At 57.8% G+C, this 12,530-nt stretch carries 11 protein-coding genes; 7 read left to right on the top strand and 4 right to left on the bottom strand.

Annotation, left to right across the window (positions count from 1 at the left end):
• Positions 1-7 precede the first annotated feature (7 nt).
• From hemC to hemF, 3 genes are read right to left on the bottom strand one after another with little or no spacing between them, the layout of a single operon-like run.
• A complete protein-coding gene (gene hemC, locus RMR24_RS13230) occupies positions 8-952 on the bottom strand; it encodes a hydroxymethylbilane synthase (RefSeq protein ID WP_310615550.1) in 945 nt (314 codons plus the stop codon).
• A gap of 16 nt (positions 953-968) precedes the next feature.
• Complete coding sequence (gene hemB / locus RMR24_RS13225) at positions 969-1,970, bottom strand: porphobilinogen synthase (protein ID WP_310615549.1); 1,002 nt, start codon at positions 1,968-1,970, stop codon at positions 969-971.
• A 25-nt stretch (positions 1,971-1,995) separates the two neighbouring features.
• A complete protein-coding gene (hemF, locus tag RMR24_RS13220) occupies positions 1,996-2,904 on the bottom strand; it encodes an oxygen-dependent coproporphyrinogen oxidase (RefSeq protein WP_310615548.1) in 909 nt (302 codons plus the stop codon).
• A 241-nt stretch (positions 2,905-3,145) separates the two neighbouring features.
• Between hemF and RMR24_RS13215 the strand changes: the two genes are divergently transcribed.
• The gene (locus tag RMR24_RS13215) at positions 3,146-4,897 is read left to right on the top strand and encodes an ABC transporter transmembrane domain-containing protein (protein ID WP_310615547.1); all 1,752 of its coding nucleotides are present in this window, start codon (positions 3,146-3,148) and stop codon (positions 4,895-4,897) included.
• Here the strand turns inward: RMR24_RS13215 and RMR24_RS13210 are convergent.
• Positions 4,894-5,073: a hypothetical protein gene (locus RMR24_RS13210; protein WP_310615546.1), complete on the bottom strand. Its 180-nt coding sequence runs from the start codon at positions 5,071-5,073 to the stop codon at positions 4,894-4,896. The two genes, RMR24_RS13215 and RMR24_RS13210, sit on opposite strands and share 4 nt — an antisense overlap.
• 179 nt (positions 5,074-5,252) lie before the next feature.
• Here RMR24_RS13210 and RMR24_RS13205 point away from each other — a divergent pair, with 179 nt between their 5' ends.
• The 6 genes from RMR24_RS13205 to bchZ are packed head-to-tail and all read left to right on the top strand — an operon-like array spanning position 5,253 to position 12,513.
• Entirely contained in the window at positions 5,253-6,167 is a 915-nt protein-coding gene (locus RMR24_RS13205) for a polyprenyl synthetase family protein (RefSeq protein WP_310615545.1), read from the top strand.
• An 11-nt stretch (positions 6,168-6,178) separates the two neighbouring features.
• The gene (locus RMR24_RS13200) at positions 6,179-7,399 is read left to right on the top strand and encodes a methyltransferase (protein WP_310615544.1); all 1,221 of its coding nucleotides are present in this window, start codon (positions 6,179-6,181) and stop codon (positions 7,397-7,399) included.
• A 37-nt stretch (positions 7,400-7,436) separates the two neighbouring features.
• Positions 7,437-8,390, top strand: coding sequence for a chlorophyll synthesis pathway protein BchC (gene bchC, locus RMR24_RS13195; RefSeq protein WP_310615543.1), 954 nt, complete (start codon positions 7,437-7,439; stop codon positions 8,388-8,390).
• Entirely contained in the window at positions 8,387-9,403 is a 1,017-nt protein-coding gene (locus RMR24_RS13190) for a chlorophyllide a reductase iron protein subunit X (protein ID WP_310615542.1), read from the top strand. The genes bchC and RMR24_RS13190 overlap by 4 nt, the downstream gene beginning before the upstream one ends.
• A 33-nt stretch (positions 9,404-9,436) precedes the next feature.
• Positions 9,437-10,990 (top strand): chlorophyllide a reductase subunit Y, encoded by a 1,554-nt coding sequence (gene bchY / locus RMR24_RS13185; RefSeq protein ID WP_310615541.1) that lies wholly within the window; start codon positions 9,437-9,439, stop codon positions 10,988-10,990.
• Complete coding sequence (gene bchZ / locus RMR24_RS13180) at positions 10,987-12,513, top strand: chlorophyllide a reductase subunit Z (protein ID WP_310615540.1); 1,527 nt, start codon at positions 10,987-10,989, stop codon at positions 12,511-12,513. The genes bchY and bchZ overlap by 4 nt, the downstream gene beginning before the upstream one ends.
• The last annotated feature ends 17 nt before the right edge of the window (positions 12,514-12,530 follow it).

Below are 12,530 nucleotides of genomic sequence, written 5' to 3'. Positions count from 1 at the left end.
GGATCCCTTATTCATGCGCCCGTTCAAGGGGAACCGCACCTTTGGCGATCAACTTTTGTGCCACCTGCTTGCCCAATTCAGTGGCTTGAGAAAGCACATCGGATGCTGACATATTGAGGGTGCACTGTTGGTGCGCGTGAATTAGCGAAGTCGCTTTGAGCTGTGGGTCTCCCCAGATCGCATGAATGGAAAGTAGCCCTGTTTCCAGCGTGGCATGCGCTGCCAAGGGCATTGAGCAACTGCCCCCCATGGTTCGGCTGACGCCTCTTTCAGCGTACACCTGCACGGCCGTTGGCAGGTGGTTTAAGTTGGAAAGCAGATGGGCAAGGTCAGGACGCTTGTCGCAAATTTCGATGCCGATGGCACCTTGACCCGCAGCAGGCGTCATGGTGTTCAAAGGAAAAGAGTACCGAATCCGATCTTTCAAACCCAGTCTTTTGAGGCCAGCACTGGCTAACACAATGCCCGCATATTGACCTTCGTCCAACTTGCGCAATCGCGTGTCCAAGTTGCCTCTCAAAGGTTCAATCTTGAGGTCGGGCCGCAGAGCTTTGAGCAGCACAGTTCTTCTCAAGCTCGACGTGCCGACTACCGCCCCTGGCGGCAAACTTTCCAGGCTCTCAAAGCGGGGGGACACCCAAGCATCGCGGGGATCTTCTCTTTCAAGAATGCACGCCAGTTCAAAGCCTTCTGGCAAATCCATCGGAACATCTTTGAGCGAGTGCACCGCCAGATGTGCTGAGCCATCGGCCAAGGCGACTTCGAGTTCTTTGATGAACAAGCCTTTGCCGCCAATTTGGCTCAAGGGTTGGTCTAAGATTTGATCGCCCAGGGTGGTCATGCCCAACAGCTCGACTTGATGGCCTTGGCATTCAAGCAGCTCTTTGACGTGATTGGCTTGCCACAAGGCCAGTCGACTTTCGCGCGTGGCAATGATGAGTTGAGAAGTCATCTAGGCTCCAAGAGTTTTAGTTTGTTTTCTTCAGTTGTTTGGCCGCATCGATCGCAAAGTAAGTCAAGATGCCATCAGAGCCTGCCCGTTTGAAGGCCAGCAGACTCTCCATCATGACCGCGTCGTGGTCCAGCCAGCCGTTTTGCGCAGCGGCCTTGAGCATGGCGTATTCGCCAGACACTTGGTAGGCGAAGGTGGGAACGCCAAACTGGTCTTTGACGCGCCGAACAATGTCCAGGTAAGGCATGCCGGGCTTGACCATCACCATGTCAGCACCCTCGGCTATGTCCAGCGCCACTTCGCGCAGGGCTTCGTCTGAATTGCCGGGGTCCATTTGGTAGGTTTTTTTATCGCTGTGACCCAGGTTGGCGGCGGAGCCCACGGCATCGCGGAAGGGGCCATAAAACGCGCTGGCATATTTGGCGCTGTAGGCCATGATGCGCGTGTGGATGTGGCCATGGTTTTCCAAGGCTTGTCGTATGGCGCCCACCCTGCCGTCCATCATGTCGCTGGGCGCCACGATGTCGACGCCTGCACCCGCATGCGCAAGGGCTTGTTGCTGCAGCACCGCCACGGTCTCGTCGTTCAAGATGTAGCCGTTCGCGTCCAGCAAGCCATCTTGGCCATGGCTGGTGTAAGGGTCGAGCGCCAGATCAGTCATGATGCCTAGCGACGGGAAGTGTTTTTTGAGGGTGGTCACTACTTGCGGAATCAAACCCTGCGGGTTGGTGGCTTCTCTGCCATCGGGTGTTTTGAGTGAGGTGCTGATGACGGGAAACAGCGCCATGACGGGAATGCCTAGCGCCACACATTCTTCGGCCACCTTCAACAGCAGATCCAAACTCATTCTGTTGACGCCGGGCATGGAGGCCACAGGCTCTAGCCTGTTGTGACCTTCCAGCACAAAGACGGGGTAAATCAAATCGTTCACGCTCAAGGTGTGTTCACGCACCAGCCTTCGGGTGAAGTCATCACGGCGCAGACGGCGAGGGCGGTTGAGGGGGAAAGGTGTGGCCATATGGGGTGAATCTGTGGAGGGTTGTTTAAAGCCAATCGCGGCGAACAATGAAGCGTTGCATCAAGTCGTGCTCGGGCGTTCCGGGTGCGGCTTCGTGTTGGTAGGACCAGCTCGCCAGAGGGGGCATGGACAACAAGATGGATTCGGTGCGCCCGCCTGACTGCAAGCCAAAGTGGGTGCCACGGTCCCACACCAAATTGAACTCCACATACCGACCGCGCCGGTACAGCTGATGGGCCCGTTCCCGCTCGCCGTAGGGTGTGTGTCTTCTTTGTTCAACCAAAGGCATATAGGCGGTGAGGAAGGCATCGCCCACACTTTTCAAAACCGCAAAACTTTTCTCGCTGCCAAATTCTGAAAAGTCATCGAAAAAAATACCGCCAATGCCGCGTTGCTCGTTGCGATGCTTCAAGCAGAAATAGTCATCGCACCAGGTTTTGAACCGGGGATACAAATCCGCACCATGGGGTGCGAGCGCATCGCGGCAGGTTTGATGGAAATGGATGGCGTCTTCTTCAAACCCGTAATACGGTGTCAAGTCCATGCCGCCCCCAAACCAAGCCACTGTCTGGCCATCTGGCGCTTGGGCAGACAGCATGCGCACATTCATGTGAACGGTTGGTGCGTAAGGGTTGCGCGGATGAAAAACCAAGGACACACCCATGGCCTCGAACGGTGCGCCCGACAGCTCGGGCCTAGCGTGTGTGGCCGATGGCGGCAGCTGTGGCCCCGTGACATGTGAGAACCCGCAGCCCGCACGTTCAAACACTTGCCCATTTTCTAGAATTTGGGTGATGCCTTGGCCTTGCAGTGGCTCGCCCTGCGGTTTTTCCCAAGCGTCCGAAAGAAAGCGGCCCCCATCCATGCGTGCAACCGCCGTTGTGATGCGGTCTTGCAAGCCGATGAGGTAGTTTTTGACGGCACCTGTCTCCATGAATCTCCTTTTCATCGCCATTCCCAAAGTAACACCAGATATTTGTCGTCAATTTAAGTTGACAATATCATATGGCTCAATTTCGTGACAATCGGGTTTGGCCCGATACAAAGAAATTGAGCCCAGCCATGGGCATCTGCTGTCGTCGTGCGCGCCTCACCCACAAAGAGGCCAGTTGTAAGATGACCACCCAGATGCCCTTGCAGCATCTCTTTTTTATTGCACACCAACCGGATTGCACATGGCCGCATCTCCTAAATCCCTGACCGGTCTTGTCCCATTTTTAAAACCTTATCGCTTGGCTTTGGTTTTTGCCGCGCTGTTCTTGCTGTTGGCTGCGGGAACCACGCTTGCGTTTCCTTGGGTCTTGCGTCAACTGATTGACCAAGGGCTGTCCTCCGGCGCTTCGGCCGAGCAGTTGACGGGTAGTTTTTTACAGCTCTTTGCTGTTGCTGCCGCTTTGGCTGTGTTTTCTTCGGGGCGTTATTACACCGTGAGCTGGTTGGGTGAACGCATCACCGGTGACTTGCGCAATGCGGTGTATGGCCATGTGCTCAAGCAAAGTCCTGCTTTCTTTGAGAACACGCAATCGGGTGAAGTGTTGTCACGTTTGACCAATGACACGACGCTGGTTCAAACCGTGGTGGGCTCTTCGTTTTCCATGGGTTTGCGTAATTTGCTCATGGGTGCTGGCGCACTGTTGATGTTGGTCTGGACCAACCCCATCCTTATGTTGCAAGTGGTGACGGTCCTGGTGGCCGTGATTTTTCCAAGCGTTTATTTGGGACGCCGCGTGCGCCGACTCTCAAGGGCCAGTCAGGATCGGGTGGCCGATTCCAGCGCCATTGCCTCAGAGGTTCTCAATGCGATTGCGGTGGTGCAAAGCTACACAGCGGAAGGACGCGAGACACGTCGCTTCATCGAATCGACAGCGCGTGCTTTGGGCACGGCCTTAGGGCGCATCCGTGCACGCGCCGTCTTGGTGGGATTCATCATCATGGCTTCCAGCGCGGTCTTGTTGTGGGGCTTGTACATGGGCACCTTGGCTGTGCGCGCAGGCACCAGCACGGCGGGCCAATTGGGCGAGACGGTGATGTATGTGATCTTGCTGGCCAGTGCGTTTGCCGTGTTGGGCGAAGTCTATGGTGACTTGCTGCGCGCAGCAGGAGCTACAGAGCGCTTGATGGAGCTTTTGCATGCCGAGTCCAATTTGAAAATTGCGGCTCAGCCTCAAACAGCGCCGTGGCCTCAAGGGGGTTCGTCCTTGCGCCTCGAGTTGGTCCAGTTCCATTACCCCTCCAGACCCGACACGTGGGCGCTCGATCAACTGAGCGGACAGATCTATCCCGGACAAAAAGTGGCAGTAGTCGGCCCCAGTGGCGCAGGCAAGACCACGCTGTTTGACTTGTTGATGCGATTTCACGACCCGCAGTCGGGGCGCATCGTGCTGGATGGCTTGCCGATTGAACAGATGAGCTTGCATGACCTGCGTGACCACATGGCCATCGTGCCCCAAGAGCCTGTGATTTTCTCGGGAACGGTGATTCAGAACATTCGTTATGGCCGCCCAGAGGCCAGCTTGGAAGAGGTGCATGCCGCCGCACAGGCTGCGTATGCGCAAGAGTTCATTGCCGAGTTGCCCGAAGGTTTTGACACGTATCTTGGCGATCGCGGTGTGCGGCTGTCTGGTGGGCAGCGCCAACGCATTGCGATAGCACGAGCGATTTTGAAAAATCCGCCTCTTTTGTTGCTCGATGAAGCAACCAGCGCACTCGACGCGCAAAGCGAAAAAATGGTGCAAGCCGCTTTAGACAAAGCCATGGTGGGGCGCACCACACTGGTGATTGCACACCGTTTGGCTACGGTGCAGCGTGCCGACGTGATCTGGGTGTTGGAGCGTGGTCGCCTGATGGAGCAGGGGACGCACGCCGAGTTACTTGCCAAAGGTGGGTTGTACGCCAGTTTGGCAGCTTTGCAGTTCAACGTCACTTAAGGCGTCTGGACACTTTCTTCCCTCTTCGCGTCTTTATTTTCAGCGGCCTCTAGGGCCGCTTTTTCTCGCGCCCGCTGCAGGCGCGTCTGTTCTTGCGCCTTGCGCACGTCGTGCATTTGCCAAAAAGCAAACACGAACACCAGCCCAAAAACTCCCAGCTCCAACCAGATTCCCATGATTCGGCTCCTGCCTACTTGAACAGACGAACCATGCTAGCGGGAATTCAACAAACAGGGCCTCTGAGCATCATCCATGGGTATGTGTGTCAATAAAGATTGACAGATCTTTTAATAAGGATATATTTACACACATGCCTGTCAACTTGGGTTGACCGGCCTTCTCCTTTGGAGGTCTTATGAGCCTGATGACACGCGCCGAGCACGCACTGAGTACCCATTTTGAGCAAGCCGCAGGCACGGGTGCGCCCCCTCGGCTGGTTGCAGCCATGCGCCACGCCGTGTTTTCTGGCGGGGCACGCATTCGACCGCAGTTGTGCATGGCTGTGGCCACCGCCTGTGGCGACAACGCCCCCCAGCTGACCAACGCAGCCGCCGTGGCCCTGGAGTTGATGCACTGCGCTTCGCTGGTGCACGACGACATGCCTGCTTTTGACAACGCCGACACCCGTAGGGGGCTACCCACGGTCCACAAAGCCTTCAGCGAGCCTCTGGCCTTGTTGGCCGGTGACGGTCTGATCGTCATGGCTTACCGCGTCTTGTTGCAAGTCGGTGTGCAGCATCCCGAGCGCTTGGTGGCACTCATGGATAACCTGACCACAGGCGTCGGTTTGCCCCACGGCATCGTCGCCGGACAAGCTTGGGAGTGCGAAACCAGCGCCGATTTGGGCCAATACCAGCGCGCCAAAACCGGGGCCTTGTTTGTGTCTGCCACCTGCGCTGGGGCGCTCAGCTGCGGCGTGACCCCTGAGCCTTGGGCTTTTCTGGGGCAGTACTTGGGCGAGGCCTACCAAGTGGCCGACGACATCCGCGATGTGATCGCCGATGCCGCCACCTTGGGCAAGCCCGCAGGACAAGACACCTTGCATGCCCGCCCCAGCTCGGCGCAAGCGCTGGGCCTGACAGGTGCCATTGCCCATTTTGACCATCTGATTGACCAAGCCGCTGCGTCGATCCCTGCCTGTTTTCACCGGGACATGTTGTGTCAATTGGTGCAACACGAGGCAGAGCGCTTGGTGCCCAAAGCCATGTGCGAAGGCTATTTCAAAGCCCATCCCAAGGTGGCCGCAGCTCCCATCAGCGCCCCGCATTAAGCGAGAGAAACATGTCTTTGCCCTTTGATCTGAACGCCAGTTCCACCCAAGACACCAAGCCCACTTTGAAAGACGTGTGGCAAGCACAGCTTGAGCGTTGGTATGCCCATCCGGGCTTGTACCGTTGGTCACTCGCCAGCCCTTTGACCCGCTGGCTCACGCGTCGCCGCACCCGCAAGCTGTTTGATTTGATGGCTGGTTTTGTACACAGCCAAGTCCTGCTGGCCTGCGTGCGTTTGGACTTGTTTTGCATACTGCACCGAGCGCCCGCTAGCCTCGCGGAGCTCGCAAACCGCACGAGCCTTGCACCGAATGTGCTGCAACGCTTGCTCCTTTCTGGTGTGGCTTTGGATTTGTTGGAGCATCGAAGTCAAGATCGCTTTGGTTTAGGCCCGCTGGGTGTTCCACTTGCTCAACATGAGGGCATTGCCCAGATGATTGAGCACAACCATTTGCTTTATCAAGACATGCAAGACCCCTTGCAGTTTTTGCGCAATGCCTGGAGCGGCGGCATGGCGCAGTACTGGCCCTATGCCCATGAAAAAAATGCGGCCGCCATGCCCGAAGCCAAGGTGGAGGTTGATCAGTTCAGCCGCTACTCGCAGCTCATGGCCGCTTCACAGGGATTTGTGGTGCAGGAGATTTTGTCCTCCTACTTTTTTGACGAGCACCGTTGCGTGCTCGATGTGGGCGCGGGCAAAGGCCGTTTTGTGAGCGAGCTCGCCGCACATGTGCCACATCTGCAATTCAAGATGTTTGACTTACCTCCAGTGCTAGCTTTGGCGCGCGAGGGGCTTCATGCCAAAGGTTTGAGTGACCGTGTCAGTTTGCACCCCGGAAGTTTTCTGCATGACCCATTGCCACAAGGTGCCGACCTGATCACGTTGGTGCGCGTTGCCCACGATCACCCCGATGCGGTGGTGCTTCAGTTGTTACAAAAAGCTTATGACGCCTTGCCATTGGGTGGCGGTATTTTGTTGGCGGAGCCGATGGCGCAATCACAGCAAGCGGCAGTGCAAGGTGACACGTCCGTAGATGCATATTTTCATTTTTACCTGCTGGCCATGGGCGATGGACGCCTGCGTACACCGCACGAACTAATGTCCATGATGAAAGCTGTGGGTTTTACGCATGTGGAGCTTGTGCCCAACGCGATGCCCATTCATGCCCAGATACTTTTGGGTCGGAAATCTAAGTGCTTACCCTCAAATTCTGAAATAAGTGTAAATTAAGTTTGACAGATATAATTGTAAGATTAAAAATACACTCATGAAATCTCAAGCCGTCGTTTTCAACAACCCCAAGCAACTCAGCTTGAAGGCCTTGGACTTGCCTGCTCTGCAAGAAGGTCAGCTGGAGATTGCCGTTGAATTCAGTGGCATCAGCACAGGCACCGAGCGCATGTTGTGGGACGGCAGCATGCCGCCGTTTCCCGGAATGGGATACCCCTTGGTGCCGGGCTACGAGACTGTGGGTCGCGTGGTGCGTTCTGCTGCGGATTCATGTGTGCAAGAAGGTCAGCGTGTTTTCGTGCCGGGTGCCAACTGTTTCTCAGGGGTGAAAAGTTTGTTTGGTGGTGCAGCCTCACGGCTTGTCGTGACGGCGCAAAAGGTCGTGCCAGTTCAAGAGCAATTGGGTGCTCAAGCTGTGTTGCTCGCTCTGGCTGCCACGGCCTACCACGCCGTGTCTGGTGGTGGGCAGCAAGAGCCCTTTGCTGCGCCTGAGTTGATCATCGGTCATGGTGTGATGGGTCGATTGCTGGCGCGTCTCACCGTCGCTTCCGGTTTGCCTGCGCCGACTGTTTGGGAAACCGATCTCACGCGTTGCGCAGGTGCTCAGGGTTATGCCGTTGTGCAGCCGCAAGATGACCCACGCCGCGACTACAACACCATTTACGACGTGAGCGGCGACGGTAGCCTGCTCAACAGCTTGATCCAGCGCCTGCGCCCCGGTGGCGAATTGGTGCTGGCTGGCTTTTACAAACAAGACCTTTCATTTGCCTACGCTCCGGCCTTCATGCGTGAAGCGCGCATGCGTATCGCCGCCGAGTGGAAGCGCCCCGATCTGTTGGCCGTCAACGAGCTGGTGAACACCGGCCGCTTGTCGCTCGACGGTTTGATCACCCACACCCAGCCATCGACACAAGCTGGTTCTGCCTACGAGACCGCCTTCGGAGATGCGAGCTGTCTCAAGATGATCCTTGATTGGAGTGCCACTGCATGACCACCACAACTGATACAGCCACCATCGCCCAACCCATCAAATTCGTGGAGTTGCTACGCCGCGAAGCTGACGTCGAACCTGACGCTGTGAGCACCACCGAGGTGACCAAAGAGACGCAAATCATTGCTATCTATGGCAAAGGCGGTATTGGTAAAAGCTTCACGTTGGCCAACCTGTCTTACATGATGGCGCAGCAGGGTAAAAAAGTGCTGCTGATTGGGTGCGACCCAAAGAGTGACACCACCAGTTTGCTGTTTGGCGGCAAAGCCTGTCCTACCATTATTGAGACTTCATCGCGCCTCAAACTTTCTGGCCAGGCCGTGAGCATTGGCGACGTTTGCTTTAAGCGCGATGGCGTGTTTGCCATGGAGTTGGGTGGCCCCGAGGTGGGTCGCGGTTGCGGCGGGCGCGGCATCATCCACGGCTTTGAAACACTCGAAAAACTCGGTTTTCACGATTGGGGTTTTGACTACGTGCTGCTCGACTTTTTGGGCGACGTGGTCTGCGGTGGCTTTGGTTTGCCGATCGCCCGTGACATGTGCCAAAAAGTGATCGTGGTCGCCAGCAACGACTTGCAGTCTCTGTACGTGGCCAACAACGTGTGCTCAGCGGTGGAGTACTTCCGCAAGCTCGGCGGCAATGTGGGCGTGGCTGGCATGGTCATCAACAAGGACGATGGCACGGGCGAAGCCCAAGCTTTTGCCGACAACGCAGGTATCCCGGTGCTGGCCGCCATCCCGGCCAACGAAGACATCCGCCGCAAGAGCGCCAGCTACGAAATCATTGGTCGCCCTGATGGCGAGTGGGGCCCACTATTTGCCGAATTGGCCAAAAACGTGGCCGAAGCCCCGCCCATGCGTCCGAAGCCTCAAACCCAGGACCAGTTGCTGGGCCTGTTCAGTGCCGATGTGGTCGGTCGTAACGTGGTGCTCGAGCCTGCCACCGTTTTTGACATGGTGGGCAAGCACGAAGACATCAAGCCTTCGTTGGAAGTCGTCTACGACGCGGCCTGATAGCCGCTGCCGACACACCCACAGGAACAGGCCATGACACGCACTATCCCGATTCATCCCAGTAAGGACGCACCTAACCCCGCAGGTTTGCAAGGTGACGGCATGGGCTGCCACGCTGGGGCGGAGGCCATGGTGGCTGCCGCCAAAGAGGCGGGCAAGTCCGAGGTGCTCGACCAATACGCTCGCGACTACCCGCGCCAGCCCGATGCTGGTCCGCACGATCAACCGCAAAGCATGTGCCCAGCCTTTGGCTCGCTGCGGGTGGGTTTGCGCATGAAGCGCACCGCCACCATCCTCTCGGGTTCGGCCTGCTGCGTTTATGGCCTGACCTTCACCTCGCATTTTTACGGTGCCCGCCGCAGCGTGGGCTATGTGCCTTTCAACTCAGAGTCGCTGGTCACCGGCAAGCTGTTTGAAGACATCCGCGAAGCGGTGCACGCCGAGGCCGACCCCGAAAAAGTCGACACCGTCGTCATCATCAACCTGTGTGTGCCCACCGCCAGTGGCGTGCCATTGCAGCTGCTACCCAAAGAGATCAACGGCGTGCGCATCATCGGCATCGACGTGCCGGGCTTTGGTGTGCCCACACATGCCGAGGCCAAAGACGTGCTGGCCGGAGCGATGCTGAAATACGCCCGCGAAGAAATCATGAGCGGCCCGGTGGCCGCGCCCCGTGCCGGCCGTGGCGACTTGCCCACCGTGGCCTTGCTGGGCGAGATGTTCCCGGCCGACCCGGTCATCATTGGCCAGATGCTGGCACCCATGGGCCTCGCCGCAGGTCCGGTGGTGCCCACCCGCGAGTGGCGCGAGTTGTATGCCGCGCTCGACTGCTCGGTGGCCGCTGCCATCCACCCGTTTTACACCGCCAGCGTGCGCGAATTCAAAGCCGCAGGCCGCCCCGTGGTGGGTTCGGCCCCAGTGGGTCTCGAAGGCACACAAGACTGGCTGCAAAACATCGGTCAGGCCGCTGGCATCGCGCAGGCGCAGATCGATGTGGCGCGCAACCAGGCCTTAACGCAAATGCGCGGTCTCTTGATGCAAAAGCCGATTTCGGGTCGCATCACCCTAAGCGGCTACGAAGGCTCTGAATTGCTGGTGGGCCGCTTGCTCATCGAGTGCGGTGCCGATGTGCGCTACGTGGGTTCGGCCTGTCCTGCGACTGAGTGGAACGCACATGACATCGAATGGCTCAAGGCCAAAGGCGTCCAAGTGCAAATGCGCGCCTCGCTGGAGCAAGACCTGAACGCTATGTACGAATACCGGCCGCAGCTGGCCATTGGCACCACCCCGGTGGTGCAGATCGCCAAGCAAAACAGCGTGCCCTCGTTGTACTTCACCAACCTGATTTCCGCCCGGCCCCTGATGGGGGTGGCGGGAGCCGGCTCCCTGGTGCAAGTGGTGCAAGCGGCGATGGGCAATCAGGCGCGCTTTGATGCGATGAAAGAATTCTTTGGCGATGTGGGCGCAGGACATGCCGCTGGTGTGTGGGAGTCGGTGCCTAAAGACCGGCCTGAGTTCAAGGCTGAGACACGCCGACAGCTTGAAAAGATTCTGAAAAAGCGCAAAGCTGAGGAGATGGGCTCATGAACCAAGTCAATCCTCCACCCAGCATCGTGGCCAAGCCCAAGTCGCCACTCATCCTCGACCATGATCGCGCAGGCGGTTACTGGGGCGCGGTGTATGTGTTCACCGCCATCAAGGGCTTGCAGGTGGTCATCGACGGTCCGGTCGGTTGCGAAAACTTGCCCGTGACTTCTGTGCTGCATTACACCGACGCTTTGCCTCCGCACGAGTTGCCGATTGTGGTGACGGGCCTGGCCGAAGAGCAACTGGGTCGCGAAGGCACTGAAGGCGCGATGAAACGCGCCCACGCCACGCTCGACCCCGAACTGCCGGCGGTGGTCGTGACCGGCTCGATCGCCGAAATGATTGGTGGTGGCGTCACGCCCGAAGGCACCAACATCGCTCGCTTTTTGCCACGCACCATCGACGAAGATCAGTGGCAGTGCGCCAACCGCGCCATGTATTGGCTGTGGAGTGAATACGGCCTGCGCAAAGTACCTGCCCGCAAGCCATTTGAAGAACGCCCCGAGGGCGAAAAACCCCGCGTCAACATCATTGGCCCCAGCTACGGGACCTTCAACAGCGCGAGCGACTTGGCCGAAATCCGTCGCCTGGTGCAAGGCATCGGCGCCGAGGTCAACATGGTCTTCCCACTCGGTAGCCACCTGGCCGATGTCTCGCGCTTGGTCGAGGCCGATGTGAACATCTGCATGTACCGCGAATTTGGCCGCATGTTGTGTGAAGCGCTGGAGCGTCCTTATTTACAAGCGCCCATCGGGCTGCACAGCACGACCAACTTCTTGCGCAAGCTGGGGCAGTTGTTGCACCTAGATCCCGAGCCTTTCATCGAGCGAGAAAAGCACACGACGTTGAAACCCATGTGGGATCTTTGGCGCTCTGTGACGCAAGACTTTTTTGCCACTGCGAGTTTTGCGGTGGTGGCGGGCGAGACGTATTCACGTGGCCTGAAAAACTTTCTGGAAATTGAGATGGGCTTGCCCTGCCGCTTCAGCGTGTCACGCACGGCAGGCACCAAGACCGACAACGCCACGGTGCGCGAACTGGTCAAAACGCAAACGCCGCTGATCATGTTCGGCAGCTACAACGAGCGCATGTACCTGAGCGAGATCTCGGGCGGCAGCCCTATGCGCGCAGCCTTCATTCCGGCTTCCTTTCCTGGGGCCATCATCCGTCGCCACACCGGCACGCCTTTCATGGGCTACAGCGGTGCAAGCTATGTGATTCAAGAGGTGTGCAACGCGCTGTTTGATGCCTTGTTTCACATCCTGCCCTTGGGTACCGAAATGGACAAAGCCCCCGCCACGCAGGCGCGTGGCGTGTTGGCCCCCAACGCCAGCTGGCAAGACCAAGCTCAACAACGCTTGCGTGATGTGGTGCAAGGTCAGCCGGTGTTGGTGCAAATTTCTGCGGCCAAGCGCTTGCGCGACCAGGCCGAACAACTCTCGCAGGCCCAAGGTCAAAGCGAGGTGACCGAAGCCCATGTGAACGCGGCCAGTCGCGAACTGGGCATGGGGGTGGCGGCATGAAGCACATCCTTCACAAC

The organism is Limnohabitans sp. (assembly GCF_031539105.1).
Classification (GTDB): Bacteria; Pseudomonadota; Gammaproteobacteria; order Burkholderiales; family Burkholderiaceae_C; genus Limnohabitans.
This window is presented reverse-complemented; position numbering and strand designations above follow the sequence as displayed.